Source organism: Allomuricauda sp. XS_ASV26, from assembly GCF_041224615.1.
Classification (GTDB): Bacteria; Bacteroidota; Bacteroidia; order Flavobacteriales; family Flavobacteriaceae; genus Flagellimonas; species Flagellimonas alginolytica.
The window spans coordinates 129,054-148,013 of sequence record NZ_JBGFGK010000030.1 but is presented as its reverse complement, the minus strand read 5'-3'; the positions used below and the strand labels follow the sequence as shown (position 1 = coordinate 148,013).

General features: G+C 41.9%; 17 protein-coding genes and 1 tRNA gene. 6 read left to right on the top strand and 12 right to left on the bottom strand.

Translation table 11 applies throughout. The annotated features are described in order from the left end of the window. Positions 1-437 precede the first annotated feature (437 nt). Both AB9K32_RS05765 and AB9K32_RS05760 read left to right on the top strand, forming a co-directional pair. Positions 438-2,885, top strand: coding sequence for a gliding motility-associated C-terminal domain-containing protein (locus AB9K32_RS05765; protein ID WP_369884639.1), 2,448 nt, complete (start codon positions 438-440; stop codon positions 2,883-2,885). Positions 2,886-2,940: 55 nt separating this feature from the next. Beyond that, positions 2,941-3,798, top strand: a complete 858-nt coding sequence (locus tag AB9K32_RS05760; protein WP_369884638.1) for a type IX secretion system membrane protein PorP/SprF — start codon at positions 2,941-2,943, stop codon at positions 3,796-3,798. 219 nt (positions 3,799-4,017) lie between these two features. On the opposite strand, the gene AB9K32_RS05755 is transcribed toward AB9K32_RS05760, so the two are convergent. Continuing rightward, positions 4,018-4,102: transfer RNA gene (locus AB9K32_RS05755), tRNA-Ser, on the bottom strand. Positions 4,103-4,259: 157 nt separating this feature from the next. Here AB9K32_RS05755 and AB9K32_RS05750 point away from each other — a divergent pair. Both AB9K32_RS05750 and AB9K32_RS05745 read left to right on the top strand, forming a co-directional pair. Further along, a complete protein-coding gene (locus tag AB9K32_RS05750; protein WP_224836770.1) occupies positions 4,260-5,012 on the top strand; it encodes a sulfite exporter TauE/SafE family protein in 753 nt (250 codons plus the stop codon). A 12-nt stretch (positions 5,013-5,024) separates the two neighbouring features. Then, positions 5,025-6,218: a DegT/DnrJ/EryC1/StrS family aminotransferase gene (locus AB9K32_RS05745; RefSeq protein ID WP_369884637.1), complete on the top strand. Its 1,194-nt coding sequence runs from the start codon at positions 5,025-5,027 to the stop codon at positions 6,216-6,218. 48 nt (positions 6,219-6,266) lie between these two features. On the opposite strand, the gene ribB is transcribed toward AB9K32_RS05745, so the two are convergent. The 11 genes from ribB to AB9K32_RS05690 form a co-directional block, all read right to left on the bottom strand. Further along, the gene (gene ribB / locus AB9K32_RS05740; protein ID WP_369884636.1) at positions 6,267-7,397 is read right to left on the bottom strand and encodes a 3,4-dihydroxy-2-butanone-4-phosphate synthase; all 1,131 of its coding nucleotides are present in this window, start codon (positions 7,395-7,397) and stop codon (positions 6,267-6,269) included. 5 nt (positions 7,398-7,402) lie between these two features. Continuing rightward, positions 7,403-8,905: an LptF/LptG family permease gene (locus tag AB9K32_RS05735; protein WP_369884635.1), complete on the bottom strand. Its 1,503-nt coding sequence runs from the start codon at positions 8,903-8,905 to the stop codon at positions 7,403-7,405. A gap of 3 nt (positions 8,906-8,908) precedes the next feature. Next, the gene (locus AB9K32_RS05730) at positions 8,909-9,556 is read right to left on the bottom strand and encodes an outer membrane lipoprotein carrier protein LolA (protein WP_369884815.1); all 648 of its coding nucleotides are present in this window, start codon (positions 9,554-9,556) and stop codon (positions 8,909-8,911) included. A gap of 7 nt (positions 9,557-9,563) precedes the next feature. Then, entirely contained in the window at positions 9,564-11,948 is a 2,385-nt protein-coding gene (locus AB9K32_RS05725; RefSeq protein WP_369884634.1) for a DNA translocase FtsK, read from the bottom strand. A 63-nt stretch (positions 11,949-12,011) separates the two neighbouring features. After that, positions 12,012-12,377: a diacylglycerol kinase family protein gene (locus tag AB9K32_RS05720; protein WP_369884633.1), complete on the bottom strand. Its 366-nt coding sequence runs from the start codon at positions 12,375-12,377 to the stop codon at positions 12,012-12,014. Next, on the bottom strand, positions 12,370-12,876 hold the full coding sequence (gene tpx / locus AB9K32_RS05715) for a thiol peroxidase (RefSeq protein ID WP_224836776.1): 507 nt from the start codon (positions 12,874-12,876) through the stop codon (positions 12,370-12,372). Before tpx ends, AB9K32_RS05720 begins: the two co-directional genes overlap by 8 nt. Positions 12,877-12,971: 95 nt before the next feature. Further along, positions 12,972-13,229 carry a hypothetical protein gene (locus AB9K32_RS05710; protein WP_224836777.1) on the bottom strand — a complete coding sequence of 86 codons (258 nt, stop codon included), beginning with the start codon at positions 13,227-13,229 and terminating at the stop codon, positions 12,972-12,974. Beyond that, complete coding sequence (locus AB9K32_RS05705) at positions 13,210-13,524, bottom strand: co-chaperone YbbN (RefSeq protein WP_224836778.1); 315 nt, start codon at positions 13,522-13,524, stop codon at positions 13,210-13,212. Before AB9K32_RS05705 ends, AB9K32_RS05710 begins: the two co-directional genes overlap by 20 nt. Before the next feature lie 6 nt (positions 13,525-13,530). Then, positions 13,531-14,175, bottom strand: coding sequence for a peroxiredoxin (locus AB9K32_RS05700; protein ID WP_224836779.1), 645 nt, complete (start codon positions 14,173-14,175; stop codon positions 13,531-13,533). A gap of 206 nt (positions 14,176-14,381) precedes the next feature. Further along, positions 14,382-15,872, bottom strand: coding sequence for a Na+/H+ antiporter NhaC (nhaC, locus tag AB9K32_RS05695; RefSeq protein ID WP_252079866.1), 1,491 nt, complete (start codon positions 15,870-15,872; stop codon positions 14,382-14,384). Between the two features lie 71 nt (positions 15,873-15,943). Further along, positions 15,944-17,164: an aminotransferase class I/II-fold pyridoxal phosphate-dependent enzyme gene (locus AB9K32_RS05690; RefSeq protein WP_369884632.1), complete on the bottom strand. Its 1,221-nt coding sequence runs from the start codon at positions 17,162-17,164 to the stop codon at positions 15,944-15,946. Positions 17,165-17,315: 151 nt separating this feature from the next. On the opposite strand from AB9K32_RS05690, the gene AB9K32_RS05685 reads away from it, so the two are divergent. Next, complete coding sequence (locus AB9K32_RS05685) at positions 17,316-17,774, top strand: Lrp/AsnC family transcriptional regulator (protein WP_369884631.1); 459 nt, start codon at positions 17,316-17,318, stop codon at positions 17,772-17,774. 346 nt (positions 17,775-18,120) lie between these two features. Then, positions 18,121-18,903 carry an outer membrane beta-barrel protein gene (locus AB9K32_RS05680; RefSeq protein ID WP_369884630.1) on the top strand — a complete coding sequence of 261 codons (783 nt, stop codon included), beginning with the start codon at positions 18,121-18,123 and terminating at the stop codon, positions 18,901-18,903. Positions 18,904-18,960: the final 57 nt, after the last annotated feature.

Below are 18,960 nucleotides of genomic sequence, written 5' to 3'. Positions count from 1 at the left end.
GCATCATGCTTTTCCAGAATAAAAAATATTTTGAAGTAAGTCGAGATAAAATATTTATCTAAAGTATTGTTTTATAACCGATAAGAATTAATATCTGTTTTTACGCATATTAGTCATTCTAATTTATAGCTAATATTCAATACTAAAGGCAAGGGTAATCCGTTTAAGTACTTTAAATCAAGAAAAAGACTACAGATCATATAAGATATTCTCATTTCATTTATTGTAGAAGCATAAACCAAAGTTCCCTTACATGATAGAACCTTACTAACCACACCACCCAAATCCGAAAGTTTTATTCCACTCCCCATAGTTGATATATCCATTGTGGCGGAACCAACATAGTTGCCGATAGGTGACCTGGATTTCTTATGTCCTTACCTGGGCAGTTTATTTTAATATTTAACCAACAGTAATGCAATCAACCATTATTTAATATGAAGCAACTTTTAACTCCTATTTTATCCTTCTTTTTTCTGATTCTACTATATGGGTCGGTAAATGGACAGACCGTAACATCCGCAACCTCTTGTGGTGAGTTAACTACAAATTACACGGATAGTTCCCATTCGGGAAATACCAACGATCCGATTTTTCTTTTTGAGGGCGGCACTAGTTCGGGCGAGCTCTCGTTCGAAGAGGTGGTTGGGGCCACTTATGACTGGTATATCTTTAACCCTTCCACAAACTCCTATGACGAACACGCATTGAATTCAACCCCGACCCAAACCAACTTGTCGGACGGCGGCTACCTAGTGGTAAGGACAGATGGAGGGGGCACCATTACAGAAGGCAGAGCTTGGGTATGGAGCACTAGTTTAGTGGCGGATGCAGGAGCCGATATCAATATTTGCAATGGGTCCAGCACTACCATCAATGGGTCTGGAACCGTTCTTAACCCTAGTTTTACGTATTATGATCCTGTCCCGAGACCGTTTAAAATAGATAACAATACCATAATTACAGTAACATTTGATGCTGTTCATAGCTATGTCTCCGATTTGGCCTTCTATTTAATGTCGCCGGATGAGGCAACTATTGTGACTTTAGGTGTGAACGAACCAGGAAATGCTTGTAATGGAGGCAGTAATGTTTCCAATTTGAGTTTTACCAATGACCCCTCCATTGGAACACAAATTTTTGATCTATGTGGAACGGGAGCTCCATTAACGGGCACCTATAACCACTATTATGTCGATTATTCGCCAGCATCGGGCGCAACTGCTATAGATATGTCTTCATTAATTGGATATGATGCCGGACAAGGGGGCTGGAAAGTAATGATATATGATTGTGAAATGTTGGACACAGGCAGTCTTACTGGCGCGTCCATTACTTTTAATGATGGTTTGGGCAATACCAGAACATATAGCAGTGGGGCAATTAATGTAGCTATTAATGACAACTCTTGCAGTTCCGGTTCAGCCTCAATTTATGAAGTCCCATATATTACAGCTGCCCCAGCATCGGAAACCTTGACGATTGCCACAGGTACAGGTGTTAATAGTACGGGTGGTTTTGAATGGTCTTCGAGTACAGTAGGGCCAAACGGTCCTTGGGGGGCATCATTCAATAATTCAACGGCATCGCCGGTTATAAGTCCCGATCAAACAACTTGGTATCGATTGCAAATCGATAATGGTCTGGGTTGTAGCTCCGAAGATGTAATACAAGTCTCAGTTACCGATGCTCCAAATTCTGGAGTGGGAACCGATACGCAGGCATGTATTGGGGATACTGCGATAGACTTGAATGGTTTGCTATCGGGAGAGGACACCGGTGGTGTTTGGTCGGTTTCAGGAACTTCTGTCGATGCACCAGGTATGGATTTCGATGCAGCGGCCGGTACGTATGACCCTACAACAGCAGGCGCCTATACCTTCGAATATAACGTAACAGCGGTATCACCGTGTACCATCGATGCCATTACATCGGTAACTGTTACTGTATCATCATTATCGGACACGGGAACGGATCAGCAACTTTCTATAACAAATGCATCTGGCACTATCGACCTATTTTCTAGTTTGGGAGGTGCTCCAGATGTTGGTGGTATTTGGTCTATGGATGCCACGTCCACCGATGCGGGATCAAGTTTCGATGCAGTTATGGGAACGGTGGATACTTCCGGACTTTCCTTTGGAACTTATGTGTTTAACTATACCATTGCCAGTTGTATTACATCGGTAAGTACAATCACCTTGGAGTACCCAAATCCTTGTGGGGCCGTGGACACCGATGGTGATTTAATCAATGATTTATGTGATGATGATGACGATGGAGATGGATATTCGGATATTATGGAGATTGCTGAGGGCACAGACCCAAAAGATGAAAACAGTGTTCCCTTGGACACGGATATGGATGGGGACCCCAATAGTACCGACCCCGATGATGACGGGGATGGCATTACGGATGCCAATGATGCCTTTCCGTTAGATGATTCGGAAGATACTGACACCGATGGGGATGGAACAGGGAACAATGCCGATACTGATGATGATGGGGACGGATTTTCGGATCAGGCAGAAATTGATAGGGGAACAGACCCTCTGGATGCTACAAGTTTTCCACAAGAGGATGATCTTGAAGAAGAACCAATTGTTCCCGAATCAAAAATAGTGCCCGCCCAGGCATTTACTCCGAATGGTGATGGAAATAATGATTTTTGGGTCGTACCAGGTTTGGCAAATTACCCTAACAATCGAGTAACTATTTTCAACAGGTCGGGCCATGAGGTTTTCAAAACGCAATCCTATCAGAACAATTGGGGGGGCTTTTATAAGAATAACAATAAAAAACTACCAGCTGGCTCATACTTCTATATTATAGATTTAGGTGATGGCAGCGCACCGCTTCAAGGCTGGATTTTCATCAATTACTAATACATACCAAATAACCAAAATGATATTTTTAAAAAATAAACCACAAGTTTTAATCATGGCCCTGCTATTTACCATTATGGCAGCAGGTCAACAAGACCCCAATTATTCTTTTTATCGATATAGTATGAATATTATAAATCCTGCATTCGCAGGTAGTTCAGAGACTTCTGAGCTGGTGTTGGGTTTTAGGAGTCAATGGGCAGGTGTGGAAGGCGCACCAGAAAGCCAAAGTGCTATTTTTGGCATGCCTGTTGGCAAAAAACTTGGATTGGGAGTATCTATCCTAAACGACCAGACCTTTATTGAGAAGCAAACATGGTTGGCTGTGGACGTTTCGTACTTTATTCAACTTAATGAAGAAATAAAACTATATTTTGGTCTAAAAGGTAGTGCAAACTCCTATAAGGCCAATACCGATGGATTGGTAACATACGGGGTAGGGCAAGATGCAGCTTTAACTAACGTAGATAGCCGCTTTACGCCGAACATTGGGGCAGGGACCTACCTCCAACATGAGCGCTATTTTATTTCCTTGTCCACGCCCAAGCTTTTGAGCTCGGACCGTTTGGAGGAGCGTGATGGCAATGCGTATCTAAGTGAAAACCGATTGCATGCCTATTTGAGCGGTGGCTATACATTTTTATTGGGCAAGACCTTGGATTTGAAAACCTCTGGAATGTTTCGTTATGTAGATGCATCGCCTATCTCTTTGGAATTGACCGGTATCCTTGATTTTGGGGAACGGTTTGAGTTTGGAGCTTTGTACAGATTCGATGAGAGTTTTGGAGGGCTGGTGCTGTTCAATATCAGCAACGGTTTTAATATTGGTTATGCCTATGAAGCATCTACCAGTAAAAACATTGATAATCTTAGCGACAATACCCATGAAATGTTCATGAGGTTAAAAATGTAGTAGGTCGATAAACCTACGTTTAGGCCCCATGAACTTCATGGGGCTTTTTTATGTTAATTAACGGATAAATATGGATTACCTTAGGTTTTCCCTATTGATACATTTTGCAAATGCAACTTTGCATTGCTTTTGAATCCTCATCTTAAAAAAACAAAATCCCGTTCAAGAAAACTTGACGGGATTTATTTTTTCAAGCAGAACCAAAGTTGCGCTTGATTGCGGAGGAAGAGGGATTCGAACCCCCGGAGGTGTGACCCTCAACAGTTTTCAAGACTGCCGCATTCGACCACTCTGCCATTCCTCCTAAGCGGGTGCAAATATATAAAGGTTTTTGTTATCCCAAAAGACCTTTTTATAATATTCTGAAAATAAATTCCCCATCCTGCCATCTTTACAAATCACCTTCAAACTTTGGTAGATTCATAAAGCTATTTTAAGGCAATGGTCATACCTTTGCTGTTATGCTAGAATGGTATCATTATTGCCTCTTGGTCGCAGTCGGATTTGCAGTTGGATTTATTAACACTGTTGCAGGAGGAGGTTCCTTACTCTCCTTGCCCACACTTATATTTTTGGGATTGCCTCCCGCTATGGCCAATGGCACCAATCGTGTGGCTATTGTGATCCAGAACGCTATGGCCACCGCTGGGTTTAAAAGCAAGGGGATCAGTACTTATCCATTTAATATTTATTTGGGGATTTCCGCTTTTTTGGGGGCTATAATCGGTGCATATATTGCAGTGGATATTGATGATGAAACCTTCAATAGAATATTGGCCATAGTGATGATGGCCGTGGTGCTCATCATTATTTTTAAACCTAAAATGAGGATAGATGACATTCAAGAGCGACTTACGGGAAAATATCTGTGGATCGCCATTATCGTATTCTTCTTTTTTGGAATTTATGGAGGCTTTATCAATGCGGGCCTCGGGTTTTTAACAATACTTTTTTTGCATTATTTTAATCATATGAGTTTGGTGCGGTCCAATGCTACCAAAGTTGTTGTGGTATTGATATATATGTTATCGGCACTGGCCGTATTTGCTTATAACGATAAAGTAGACTGGAAATTAGGTCTTATACTCGCCATTGGAAATGGCTCGGGCGCGTGGTTCGCCAGTAGGTTTTCGGTAAATAAGGGAGACGGATTTATTAAAACATTTTTAGTTATCGCCGTAGTTTTAATGGCCATTAAACTATGGTTCTTTTAAAATAAGATTAGTATGCCAGGATTTGAACTTTTTGGAGACAAGGAAAGAAAAGAAGTACAGGACGTTATGGACTCCGGAGTGTTAATGCGCTACGGGTTTGATGCCATGCGAAATGGACACTGGAAAACCAAAGAGCTGGAGACTGCTTTGGCGAAAAGAATGCAGGTTAAATATGCCCACGCAGTAAGTAGTGGAACAGCCGCTTTAACAGTGGCGTTGGCCAGTGCAGGAGTGGGGGCGGGTGACGAAGTAATAATGCCAACGTTTACATTTGTTGCAAGTTTTGAATCCATATTGGCACTTGGAGCTGTACCGATTTTGGCCGATATTGATGATACGCTAACATTAAAACCCGAAGCCGTTGAAAAAGCAATCTCTCCAAGAACCAAGGTAATTATGCCCGTACATATGTGCGGATCTATGGCCAATTTGGATGCGCTGAAAGCCATTTGTGATCAACATGGATTGTTGTTATTGGAAGATGCTTGCCAAGCGATTGGGGGCACCTACAATGGTAAACCTTTGGGTAGTATTGGTGATATGGGATGTTTTTCGTTTGATTATGTTAAGACCATTACCTGTGGTGAAGGCGGAGCCATAATCACCAATAATGGCACCTATTATGAAAATGCCCATAAATATGCCGATCATGGCCACGACCATATAGGAAACAACAGGGGAGCAGAAGAGCACCCATTTTTAGGATATAATTTCCGTATTTCTGAAATGAACTCAGCAGTTGGGGTGGCTCAACTTTCTCGGCTGGATGAGTTTTTAAACATTCAAAAACGGAACTATAGTATTTTGCGAGAAGCCTTGTTCAGCATTCCCGAAGTGGTTTTTAGAACCGTACCGAACGGAGGAGAAGAGAACTATTCATTTCTAAGTTTTTTCCTTCCTTCGGAAAATCTAGCCCAAAAAGCGCACCAAGTGTTAGGTGATATGGGAGTAGATGGATGTTTTTATTGGTATAACAACAATTGGCACTATTATAAAAAGTGGGAGCATTTGACCAATATGAAGTCGTTGGGAAATCTTTCAAAAGATGTAAAGGAGGTATTGCCAGATTACAACGAAGCTGATTTCTCTGAATCTGATAAATGGATGTCCAGGAACATTTCCTGTTTGATCAAATTGGGATGGTCGGAAGAGGAGGTTAAAACACGGGCCAAGCAAATGGTCGATGCCATAAAGGCAGTGTTATAAGTGGTCTGTTATCGATTGCATCTAGTTCGGTGATGTTGAACTTTCAAATCAGTATTTTACATACTCCACGATTTCCAAGCCATAGCCTACCATACCAACGCGCCTGGTTTGCCCAGAATTGGTAAGCAAACGGATCTTGGAAATATTTAAGTCGTGTAAAATTTGTGCGCCGATTCCAAAATCCTTGTTGTCCATTTCAATTTTTGGAGCCTTGTTTATGCCTTCTCCTTGTAGTTTTTTAAATTCGGACAACCTGCTCAATAAATTCATGGATTGGTTGCCTTGATTTATAAAGATCATCGCACTTTTGTCTTCTGTGTTCAAGGCATTGAACATACGCTGTAAAGTTTCATCGGGATTATTGGTCAATGTCCCCAGAATATCGTTGTTTACCAAGGTAGAGTTGATACGGGTCAATACTGGTTCACCGCTCTTCCAATTACCTTTCAACAAAGCAACGTGCACCTGGTTGTTGGTGGTTTGCTTGTAGGCCCGCAAACGAAATGCACCAAACCTGGTATTTATGGTAAACGACTCTTTGAGCTCGATAAGGCTATCGTGCTCCATACGATAGGCGATCAGATCCTCTATCGAAACAATTTTTAGGTCAAACTTTTTGGCAACTTTCATTAACTGTGGCAAACGGGCCATAGATCCATCTTCGTTCATTATTTCCACAATTACCCCGGCCGGTTGCAGTCCGGCCAATCTGGCAAAGTCAATGGCAGCTTCGGTGTGGCCTGTACGGCGCAGTACCCCTCCCTCTTTGGCAATCAACGGAAAAATATGTCCTGGACGCGCCAGTTCGTGGGGTTTGGTTTCCTCTTTGGTCAGTGCCAGAACCGTTTTGGCCCTATCGGAAGCCGAAATCCCTGTGGTAACCCCATGTCCTCTTAAATCCACAGAAACAGTAAAAGCGGTCTCCAACGGGTCGGTGTTGTGATTTACCATTTTATGTAGCCCCAGTTCTTTACAACGACCCTCGGTAAGAGGTGCACAGATAAGGCCCCGGCCATGTGTGGCCATAAAATTGATGGTCTCCGGAGTAATCAGTTCTGCCGCCGCCAAAAAATCACCTTCGTTCTCTCTGTTTTCATCATCCACTACAATTATTACCTTCCCTTCCCTAATATCGGCTATAGCATCTTCTATGGCATCCAATTCTATTTTTTTGTCCATGGCGATCATTGGTCTTCTTCTGTGTCTTTCTTTTTAAATAATGATTTGATGCGGTCTATAAAATGACCGAATCCTACCAACCCCTTATCCGCAGTTGCACGTCTGGTAAGCGAAATGCCCAAGGGCAGCATGATCAACGTGGGCAGCCAAGCCCCAATTGCGGGGTGAATGTTTCCTTCTTTGGCGTAATTTCCGGCAAATACACCGATAAAGTAATACGTCAAAAATAAGATTATTGCAACGACCATGGGCAATCCCAGTCCTCCTTTTCGAATAATGGCCCCTAAGGGCGCCCCAACGAAAAACAAAATGATACAGGATAGGGCAAGGGCATACTTTTGGTGCAGGGATAAAATATGGCTATTATAAAATTTATACCTGCTTTGAAGTTCGTTCTTTTTTGATTTTACTGTATTTAAAATACTTGAAATCTCATTTTGGGCCTTTTTCATTACCTGGATCTGTTCCCATTGTTCCAAACTTGCAATAAACCCATCGATGGTTGTAATGGAGTCCTCTTCTTTTTCTGTATTTTTCTTGATTTCGGGTTGGATGAGTTCCAATTTTTTTTGGGTAGTGTCCCGTGGTCTTTTAACCGGAAAAGCTCCCATTCGATTGGTCACGTTTTTGGAAAAGGCTTCCACTTTTTCCAAATTGTTTTCACGAAGAGAGTCGATATCCTTTATCAATCGACCTACATTTTTCATTTTGTTGGTCGTAATATTTTGATCTTCTTCCAGGTCCTGCTCATCGAGCTCGGAAATATCGATATTAATGGTGTACTTTTCAAAATCTGCCCTGGCAAATGGCTGTTTTCGGCGCTCCTTGGAATCTTTTGGGAGATGTTCGAGGTAATAATTTCCATCTTTAAGCACCAGTTGAATGATATCGGATTCCTCACTACTGATCAATTCACCGGATTTCGCCTTGATAACCTCATTGTTTATATTCTGGTCTGTTTTTTTATGGATGATCACATTATCTAGAAAACGGTCTTGTTCACCATATTTTTTATCAACTTTTATGTTCATGCCCTCACCTGTTCCTTCAAAATCACTAAAAACACCTTCTGTAATGGCAGCTGCCGGTTTTACTTTGGCTATATTTTTTCTGAGGTTGAACATTTTCTGCTCCGATTTTGGGATTACATCATTTGCAAAAAAGAAAGTGACCAGGCCAAGGAACAGTACAAAAACGATCAAGCTTCGCATTCCCCGTTGCAAAGATATTCCCGAAGCTTTCATTGCCGCAAACTCATAGTTTTCGGCAAAAGTACCAAAGGTAAGGATGGAGGAGAGGAGAACCGTTAAAGGTAGTACCTTGTCCACCAAGGTTGGGATAAAGTAGAAAATAAACTTGCCAATAATAACCATGCCCAGTCCTTTTCCCGCAAGATCATCTATGAAAAGCCATATTCCCTGAAAGATGAATATGACGATCAGAATGAAGAAGGAACTGAAGAAGTTGTATAAAAATCTTCTTAGTATATACTGATCAAGTATTTTCAATGCCTAGTTTCTTATAATATAGTACCCTTTGTCCTCGTACTTTTTCTCGTCAAAGGTAAACAGAGTACTTGAAATGGGCTGATTGGTTTTGAAAGAATTAACGGTGATAGTGGTTTTTGTACCGTTGTTTCCCGTTTGGATCAATTTATAAATGTGCTTGGTCTGTATGTCGATACCTAGCAGAACGGATTTGATCTCGGTGTTGGAGTCGATGGGGATTAGTTTAACGTACTGTATTTTTCTTCCTCCCACATTTTGTAGGATGTCCCATTTATAGTTATGTCCCGTTTTGTAGAAGGTCAACATTTTGGAAGGGCTTACGTTGTCGTTGTCCTCGTTGACATTTTCTATGGTCACTTCTTCATTTTCTGGAACCACGGTGTACACTTTTTTTCCGTCGTAAAGTTGATTGGCCCCGAAATAGTTAAGTACATATTTTTCGCCGGCAAGGGTTACGTTACCGTTGGTTTCCTGTTTTAGGTTCGCTTCTGTGTTTTCCAAAGTGGATTGGAAATCAATATGTATGTTGTCGTAACTTTGAACTTTGTTGTAAACTTCATCCAAAAGTGCCTTGGCTTTTTCAGAGTTTTGGCCGTAAGAAAAAAGCCCTGTGGCAAACAATACAATTAAAAGAATACTTTTCTTGATCATCATGGTCTTATTTTGCTTCATTTTCTAATAGTTGATCTAGGGCGTACATATCGGGAACCAGAACTTGTCTTGCCTTGCTTCCTTCGAATGGTCCAACAATTCCTGCTGCCTCCAACTGATCTATGATTCGACCAGCTCTGTTGTATCCCAATTTTAATTTACGTTGGATCAAAGATGCGGAACCCTGTTGGGCCGTCACGATAACCTCGGCAGCCTCCCTGAACATGGCATCCCTGTCCGCGATATCATTATCAAGACTTGTGCCACTTTCTTCACCGACATACTCTGGCAGTAAGTGCGCTTCGGGGTAAGCCCGTTGGGAGCCTATGTAGTCCGTTATTTTAGCTACCTCAGGCGTGTCCACAAAAGCACATTGCAGCCTTGTAACATCGTTTCCTTGGGTATAGAGCATATCTCCGCGACCGATGAGCTGGTCGGCACCTTGTGCATCCAAAATAGTTCTAGAGTCAATCTTAGAGGTTACCCTAAAAGCTATACGTGCGGGGAAGTTAGCCTTGATTATACCGGTGATCACATTAACCGATGGTCTTTGTGTAGCAATGATCAAGTGGATTCCGATGGCTCGTGCCAATTGTGCCAATCTGGCAATTGGGGTTTCCACTTCCTTGCCGGCCGTCATGATCAGGTCGGCGAACTCATCAATGACCAATACAATGTAGGGTAAAAACTTGTGCCCATCATTCGGGTTTAATTTTCTTGCCTTGAATTTTGCATTGTATTCTTTAATGTTCCGGACCATGGCAGTTTTTAACAGCTCATATCTATTGTCCATTTCAATACAAAGCGAGTTCAAGGTGTTGATCACTTTTGTGTTGTCCGTAATAATGGCCTCGTCGGAATCGGGCAATTTGGCCAAAAAATGACGTTCGATTTTATTGTAAAGGGTCAATTCAACCTTCTTGGGATCTACGAAAATAAACTTGACCTCTGCTGGGTGTTTTTTATAGAGCAAAGATGTAATTACAGCATTTAAACCTACGGACTTTCCTTGTCCCGTAGCACCGGCCATGAGCAGGTGGGGCATTTTGGCAAGGTCGACCACAAATGTTTCGTTACTGATTGTTTTTCCAAAGGCAATAGGTAGTTCCATTTCGGCCTTTTGGAACTTATTGGATGCAATAACCGACCTCATGGATACAATGGTTGCGTTTTTGTTGGGTACCTCGATACCTACCGTTCCTTTGCCGGGAATCGGGGCAATGATCCGAATGCCCAGTGCAGCCAAAGAGAGAGCGATGTCGTCTTCCAGGTTTTTGATTTTGGAGATACGGATTCCGGCTTCGGGAACAATTTCGTAGAGGGTAACAGTTGGTCCAATGGTAGCCTTGATTTGTGCAATCCCGATTTTATAATTTTTGAGGGTGCTTACTATCCGGTTTTTGTTCTCCTCCAGTTCTTCTTGATTGATGGTAATGCCTCCCGAAGCACCGTGTGCCTCCAAAAGGTCCATTGTTGGAAATTTATAGTTCCCCAATTCCAATTTTGGGTCGAACTCACCAAAGTCTTCTACCAATTTGGCTGCCTTGGCATCGGTTTCCTCTTCGATAGGGGTTTCCTCTACTTTTAGGGATATATCGGATTCTTCCTCCTCGGGAATGTTTACGTCGAGCCCAGCTACATCCAATGGAGGAATATCTTTCTTATGGGTATAGGTGTCTACTTTTTCGGGCACGGTATCCTCTGTGGTCAATACCAAGCCGTCTTCTTCATCTTCAATAGGGGATTCCGTGGTTTTTGTTGATGGTTCGTCCTTCAAGTCCGATTGTATTTTCTGTTTTTGCCTTTTAAAGAAATTGGCAAATCCTTCTGGAGTAAAGTTGAACAATTGCACCAATATTACCATGAGAACAAAAACCAGAATCAAGAAGACTCCGATCTTACCGGTATAGTCCTGAAGAAAATCGTTTATTTCGTAACCAATAAGACCTCCCAAAAGTGGAAAATCGGCAGCAAAGAAACCAAGGGCCACAGCCCCCCAGATTACTCCGACCAATCCCCATACCCATTTAGAGACCAATCGTTTAGTGTTTAGGCCAAGAAATAGGTACAATCCTGTTATGGCCAATAAAAACGGAAATGTAAAAGAGGCCAGCCCGAATCCTTTGTACATAAAAAAGTGGCTCACATTGGCCCCAAATTTGTTGAGCAAATTACTGGCCTCGGCATTGCGGTCCGCAAATTGGGACAGCATACTTTGATCCTCTTGCCAAGTAAAATAAAACGACATAAATGAAAAGAAAAGCGCAATGCTCAGAACAATCAATAGGCTACCAAAAATAATCTTGTTCTGCTTGGAAAGTGTAAAGGACACTTTCTTTTTGGCAGTTTTGGTGGTCTTGCTCGATTTGGATTTTGTTCTTTTTTTGGCCATCAATCGGTTTTAAGCGGGGCTAAGTTACAAATTTACGTTGCTTATTGGGTTGTTGGATTTTTTCTAAAATATCTTGGGTACATAGATGATCAATCCAATGATGCTCGCAATTATGGACACTATCATAACGGCTCCTGCCGAAATATCTTTTATTAGACCAATTTTAGGATCTAAATTCGGTTGAACATAGTCACAGATTTTTTCAATTGCAGTATTTGCGCCTTCAATACCCATAACCATACCTATGGATAAAAGTTGTAAGGCCCATTCGGTTTCCGTTATTTGAAAGTAAAACCCAAGGGCCGTAACTATCAAAGCGATAATAAACTGGATTTTTATGCTGGGTTCTGTCCGTAATAACAAAAACATGCCCTTGAGGGCGTAACCCACGCTTTTGATCCTATTTTTTAAGAAAGATTCTTTAGGCATCCATCAATGCTTCAAGGGCGGCTTTGTAATTGGGTTCGTCCACAGTTTCCGCCACTTGTTCGGAATAGATTACTTCGCCATTTTCGTTGACCACTACTACCGATCGAGAATGTAGGCCTTGCAATGGGCCATCGGTAAATTCCACATTGTAGGATTTACCAAAGTTACCATCCCTAAAATCGGAAAGGGTCTCTACTTTATCAATTCCTTCTGCACCACAAAAACGTGCCTGGGCAAAGGGAAGATCCTTGGATATGCACAATATTTTGGTATTTTCCAATTCGGCCGCTTCTTGGTTGAACTGGCGCACGGATTGTGCACATGTTCCCGTATCGATGCTCGGAAAAATATTGAGAACGACCTTTTGGCCTTTGTAGTTGGATAGGTCTACGGTTGAAAGATCATTTTTTACTAAAGTAAAATTCGGTGCCTGGGCACCTATTTCGGGTAGATTCCCGAGGGTATGAATTTCGTTTCCTTTTAATGTTACAGTTGCCATATTCGTAGTTTTGATTCGAATCCAAAAATACTAAAAAAACCTTCCCGAAGTCTGTTACGGGAAGGTTCTTATTTCTACTTGCAATTCAATGTCCGCTACTTGTCTATGGAGCCGAGTACCCTTGACATAAAACCATTCAGGGCTTCTTTCTTGGGAGTCCCTTTTTTGATTTCGTTGGATACCTCTATGGCACCATAAAGATTGGAGATCAACTCGCCGATAATGTCCAGTTCCTCATCTTTCAAGCTGGAAACCTCACAAACACTTTCCAAAGTGTCCGCCGTTTCTTGAAGATAATCCTCATCGTGCTCTTCGGCAAAGTTGACCATTTGTTTAATTATGGGCAATTTCATTGATCAAGTCTTTTAAAACATCGTACTTATTGGTCTGTACCTGATTTTTCAAGGATCCCTTGGAGAAAGTGGCAAAAGTGGGCAGGTTGTCCACATTGGCCAATTTTCTGGATTCCGGGAATTTTTCGGCATCGACCATTACAAACTTAATATTCTCGTTCAACGAAGCTTCTTTTTTGAACTTCGGCTTCATGATCCTGCAGTTGCCGCACCACGATGCGCTGTATTGCACCACAACGTTGTCGTTGCCGGCAATGACCTCACTCAAATTGTCTTTGTCCAATTCTAGAACCATATCGTCTTAGTTTACGTGGTTGGCCAAGTAATTGGATACACCAGCTCTGTCGGCGTTCATGGCTTCTTTACCTTCTTCCCAGTTTGCTGGACAAACCTCGCCTTTTTCCTGTACGTGGGTATATGCGTCCACCAAGCGCAAGAATTCGCTAACATTTCTTCCCAATGGCATGTGGTTGATGCTCTCATGAAAAACGGTCCCTTCTTCATCGATCAAGTAAGTGGCTCTGTAGGTTACATTGTCGCCCTCTACCATAACGGAATTGGTTTCCTCGTTATAGTCTTCCTTCATAATGTCCAATATCCCCAAGGCAGATGCCAAATTCCTGTTGCTATCGGAAACTAGGGGATAAGAAACACCTTCGATTCCACCATTGTCCTTTTCAGTGTTCAACCATGCGAAATGAACTTCGGCAGTATCGCAAGAAGCACCGATCACTATGGTATTTCTTTTTTCAAACTCGCTTAAGTTTTGCTGAAAGGCAAAGAGTTCTGTTGGGCACACAAAAGTGAAATCTTTAGGGTACCAGAACAACAATACTTTTTTGTTCTCTGCCTTGGCTTTCTCTAAAATATTGATTTTGAATGTATCGCCCATTTCATCGATGGCGTTTACCTCAATACTTGGAAATTTTCTTCCTACTAAAGTCATTTATTGGATTTTTTTGATTTTCTAGTAGCAAAAATAGAGTGGTTTTATGGCTTTTTCAAGAATGTAAATTGCTATTTCTTATAGCTGGATAATCCGTTACTATGCCATAAAAAAGATGTGTTTAAATTGAGCATGTCTCAAAATTGAGCAACATATTTTGAAGAGTTCTCAATAAAATGAAGATGTTTAAAAACCAGGGCGAAAATTTATTCCCCGCTTGGAGTGGCCAGTTGTTTTATCTTGATTCTAAAAGCGGCAAAAAGTAATGTCATAATCGGACTTAACCAGTTAAAAATAGCATATACCGCATATTCGGCTACCCCTACACCCAAAACACCGCTGTGGTATGCCCCGCATGTATTCCAAGGGACCAAAACAGAAGTTACGGTTCCCGAATCTTCAAGAGACCTACTCAGGTTTTCGGGGGCCAGTCCCCTTTCTTCGTAAGCTTTGGAGAACATTTTGCCGGGTACTACAATTGCTAAATACTGATCGGACGCTGTTACATTCAATGCCAAACAACTGCCTACTGTACTGGCAAACAGCCCAAAAGTGGTCTTGGCCAATTTTAAGAGCGATTCCGTAATGCGTTCCAGAGCTCCGATACCATCCATAATACCACCAAATACCATGGCACATACAATTAACCAGATGGTACCGAGCATACCCGACATACCGCCTGAGGAGAACAAATCGTTCAATACGGGATCTTCGGTCGTAATTGCAGCATCAACAGTTATGGCATTTAAAATGCCTTTGTAGCCTGACTCGAAATTTAGGGAGGTCCCGCCACCAATGTTGGCAACAATGTCCGGCTGAAAAATTAGTGCGAATACGCCACCCAGCAAGGTTCCTATCAAAAGCGCCATTAACGGCGGGGCTTTTTTAACGATCAATGCGATTACGGCCAAGGGTACGATAAAAAGCCAACCGTTTATGTTAAAGGTAGAACCTATATTCTCGAGCAGATAACTTGTATCCGCCACTCCGGATGTATCAATGGTGAAACCAAGAATAATAAAAACGATCAGGGTTACCATAATAGTGGGAACTGTGGTGTAGGTCATGTAGCGTATGTGGGAGAACAAATCCCCACCGGCCATGGCGGGTGCCAAATTGGTCGTATCGCTCAAAGGAGACATTTTATCTCCAAAATACGCTCCAGAGAGTACGGCACCGGCCGTCATTCCCAACGAAATGCCCAAAGCATCCCCGATACCGATCAAGGCAATACCAACGGTAGCTGCAGTGGTCCAACTACTTCCCGTGGCAATGGAGATTATGGCACAGATTACAACGCTGGCGGCCAAAAATATGGTAGGATTCAATATTTGAAGGCCATAATAGATCATTGCCGGAATAATTCCGCTGATCAACCAAGTGCCTGACAAAGCACCTACCATTAAAAGGATAAGTAGGGCACCTGTGGTGGACCGAACATTTTCGGCCACTTCTGCAATCATACTTTTGTACGATACCTTATTAAAAATACCAACTACCGCTGCAACGGCACCGCCCATTAAAAGGATAAACTGGTTGGAGCCACTAAGGGCATCGTCCCCAAAAACATAGACATTGTATGCCAACATGGCAACAAGGGCAATAACTGGAATCAGTGCTTCCCCTATTGACAAATTTTTATTTTCTACTATGTTTTCATCTTCCCTAAATTTAGGCTTTTCCGTATTTTTCGGCATTTGGTCTGAGTTTGTTAGAAGGTAATATTACGATTTTGCACTATGTTGTGCAAGCCCCTTACGCTCGAGAACTAGGCCAAACTCGTATCTGGAGCCAAGATTCCCAGCTCTTCCATGCACTCCCGCATGGTTTTGTATGTTTTTTTTATATCGTTGTCCAAACCAATGGAAAAGCGGATAAGTCCTTGCGATAGGCCAATTTCTTTTTGTTCCTCTTCCGGAATTTCGGAGGAGGTCGATGTGCCAGAAGCACTGAAAAGGGTTTTGTAAAAGCCCAAGCTTACAGCTAAATACCCGAGTTTTTTTCGTTGCATAGATTCCATTAGGGCGTTTGCTTTTTCCACTGACCCAACATCTAGGGTGAGCATTCCCCCATAACCGTATTCGGGATTCATTTGGGCGTTCATCAGATCATGGCCAGGATGGTTTTCCAATCCGGGGTACACAACTGTTAAACCATCGTTCTGGAACTGTTTTGCCAAATAATCGGCATTTTCGCTATGCTTTTTGATCCGAATGTGGAGGGTTCGCATATTTTTCAAAATGGAGGCGGCCCTCAAACTGTCCATAGTGCTGCCCAACAACATACCAGCTCCGTTGTTCACATCTTTTAGGCTCAAGCAAAAATCGGTAGAGGCACAAACGGCACCTGCAACACAGTCACTGCTTCCGTTTATAAATTTGGTTAGACTGTGCACAACAATGTCGGCCCCCAATTGTGCAGCACTTATGCTCAACGGGGAAAAGGTGTTGTCCACTACAAGTGGCATACTGTTTTTCTTTGCGATTTTGGAGAGAGAAGGGATGTCCGCTATTTCCAAAAGAGGATTGCTCATCGCTTCGCAATATATCATTTTGGTTTTTGGTGTGATGGATTTTTCGACCGTATTTAAATCGGTGATATCGATAAAGGATACCGAGATATTGAACTTTTTTACGAAATTTTTCAAAAACGCGTAGGTGCCCCCATAAATGGTTCTACTGCAGACAATGTGGTCTCCAGCATTGCATAATTGAAGGATTACCGCAGTTATTGCTCCCATACCACTTGCATAAACATTGGCGGATTCCGTTCCTTCCAATTGCGCCATGGCCTCGCCCAAATACAAGTTAGAAGGGGAGGAGTGACGGCTATACAAATAGCAGCCTTCCGTGTTTCCTTCGAAGGTGTCGAACATGGTTTTTGCAGATAGGAAGGTATAGGTTGATGAATCTGATATAGAAGGGTTTACACCTCCAAATTCACCGAAATATTGAAGGTCCTGTATGTGTTCTGAAGCTTTATAGTCCATTTTGAGTTGTTTTTTGATAAAAATAAGATATCACAGGAATATTGTCAATCCTTGTAGATAAATCAGGAAATATGTTCTTTAAAATGAAAAATATTAGGAAATTGTTCTTAAAAAACACAATTTAGCCAAGCATGTTAGAAAAATTGACGTTATGAAATTGGATAAATTGGATGTTGAATTGATCAGATTGCTTCAAAATGATAGTAAAAAAACCACAAAACAATACGCGGATGCTTTGCATCTGTCCAAAACTGCGGTCTACGAACGAATTCGTCGATTGGAACGCAATGGTGTGGTTACCCAATACACGGCATTGGTGAACAAGCACAAAGTCGGCAGGGATTTTATGGTGCTCTGTCAAATACGGTTGATCCATCATACCAAAGAAAATGTACTAAAATTTGAACAGGAGATTTTACAATTGAAAGAGGTTTCCGAATGCTTCCATGTCGGGGGGGATTACGATTATATTCTGAAAATCTATGTTGCCGATATGAAAAGCTATCGAGACTTTATGCTCACAAAGCTTACTGCCATTGCCAATATTGGCAACACCCAAAGTTCTTTTGTGATCAACGAGGTAAAGAATAGTCCATCCGTTCATATCTAATGCACAATCAACAATTATCAATTGACAAAAGCCAAACAATCCCACTTTGTACTTCTTTAAACGAATCTGCATTGTCGGTAGACAGGTTTCAAAATGCTCAAAGGTTTATGATTCTTTATGTATTACAAAAGGACTGTTTGCGGACAACTGTTCACTAGTAACCTCTCACTTCATACCTCTTACTTCGTACTTCCCCCATCCCCATTTTTAACGATTTCAATCGGCAGCAAATTGTTAAAATATCCTCATCCGTCAATTCAAAACGGTCATCCGTCAATTGAGAGGGTATAAACAGGGTCTTTTTGAGTTGTTTTGCTCAAAATCTTTAAAACTTAGAATAATTATTATGATGAGAAAAAAACCATGTAAAAATGGGTGCAATCATAAAATGAGGTTCTTCACCGGCCTATTTGTTTTATGTGCGGCGCTTAGTTTTACGGATTCCAGGGCTCAGAGCGCTGAGATCGAAGGAGAACTTGCCATTGGCGCCAAAGTAGGTATCGGATTTAGTCAATTTAGTCAGCCAGGAAATGTGGTCGCTGCTACGGCCGGAGGTTTTGTTCGCCGTCAGTTTCTACCATATTTACAGGCCGAAGGGGGATTGTCCTTTGACCTATATGGGGGTGGGCGTGCAGACATGGACAGGGATCTCGGCCTTCTTTCAGGGCAATCATCTTTCTATGGAGCTAATGGTAACATCAGCCGACTGCAATACCTTAATCGTCAGGTATTGTTACATGCAGCCAAGGCACATGTATCTGCCCGATTGGAGCTTCCAGAGCTAAAAGATGCGCCAATGGTACCTAAACTTATTGTTGGTGGGAGCAGCTCTTACATTTTTAGGGCAGTAGAAAACCACGATTCCTATTTTGTTTTTACAGATAATACAAGCATCATCCTTTCCAACCAATGGGAAAATGTAGGCGGTGACTACGACAGTTTTGATTTTGCCGTGCACTTTGGCTTTGCCCTGGACTTTAAAATGCCCAATGGTCAGATTTTCTCCTTGGAAATCATCTATGAAAAGGGGTTAAAGGATATCAACAACATAATGGTGGGGCAGCCCGCGAACATAACCGAACTGCGTGTGCAACGGTTAGGGTTCAATTTTGCATATACCATCTTCTAACACTACAACGAGTTCAATATAAACTATATCCAAATTCCATTACAATTATTTTAAATA

What these genes read in the sequence shown, in the direction of transcription:
- tpx (WP_224836776.1), bottom strand. Translation starts at nt 12,876, where the DNA reads ATGGCAACTGTAACATTAAAAGGAAACGAAATTCATACCCTCGGGAAT.
- AB9K32_RS05705 (WP_224836778.1), bottom strand. Translation starts at nt 13,524, where the DNA reads ATGGTTCTAGAATTGGACAAAGACAATTTGAGTGAGGTCATTGCCGGC.
- ribB (WP_369884636.1), bottom strand. Translation starts at nt 7,397, where the DNA reads ATGGACAAAAAAATAGAATTGGATGCCATAGAAGATGCTATAGCCGAT.
- AB9K32_RS05685 (WP_369884631.1), top strand. Translation starts at nt 17,316, where the DNA reads ATGAAATTGGATAAATTGGATGTTGAATTGATCAGATTGCTTCAAAAT.
- AB9K32_RS05765 (WP_369884639.1), top strand. Translation starts at nt 438, where the DNA reads ATGAAGCAACTTTTAACTCCTATTTTATCCTTCTTTTTTCTGATTCTA.
- AB9K32_RS05750 (WP_224836770.1), top strand. Translation starts at nt 4,260, where the DNA reads ATGCTAGAATGGTATCATTATTGCCTCTTGGTCGCAGTCGGATTTGCA.
- AB9K32_RS05720 (WP_369884633.1), bottom strand. Translation starts at nt 12,377, where the DNA reads ATGCCTAAAGAATCTTTCTTAAAAAATAGGATCAAAAGCGTGGGTTAC.
- AB9K32_RS05760 (WP_369884638.1), top strand. Translation starts at nt 2,941, where the DNA reads ATGGCCCTGCTATTTACCATTATGGCAGCAGGTCAACAAGACCCCAAT.
- AB9K32_RS05710 (WP_224836777.1), bottom strand. Translation starts at nt 13,229, where the DNA reads ATGAAATTGCCCATAATTAAACAAATGGTCAACTTTGCCGAAGAGCAC.
- AB9K32_RS05725 (WP_369884634.1), bottom strand. Translation starts at nt 11,948, where the DNA reads ATGGCCAAAAAAAGAACAAAATCCAAATCGAGCAAGACCACCAAAACT.
- nhaC (WP_252079866.1), bottom strand. Translation starts at nt 15,872, where the DNA reads ATGCCGAAAAATACGGAAAAGCCTAAATTTAGGGAAGATGAAAACATA.
- AB9K32_RS05730 (WP_369884815.1), bottom strand. Translation starts at nt 9,556, where the DNA reads ATGATCAAGAAAAGTATTCTTTTAATTGTATTGTTTGCCACAGGGCTT.
- AB9K32_RS05690 (WP_369884632.1), bottom strand. Translation starts at nt 17,164, where the DNA reads ATGGACTATAAAGCTTCAGAACACATACAGGACCTTCAATATTTCGGT.
- AB9K32_RS05700 (WP_224836779.1), bottom strand. Translation starts at nt 14,175, where the DNA reads ATGACTTTAGTAGGAAGAAAATTTCCAAGTATTGAGGTAAACGCCATC.
- AB9K32_RS05680 (WP_369884630.1), top strand. Translation starts at nt 18,121, where the DNA reads ATGATGAGAAAAAAACCATGTAAAAATGGGTGCAATCATAAAATGAGG.
- AB9K32_RS05745 (WP_369884637.1), top strand. Translation starts at nt 5,025, where the DNA reads ATGCCAGGATTTGAACTTTTTGGAGACAAGGAAAGAAAAGAAGTACAG.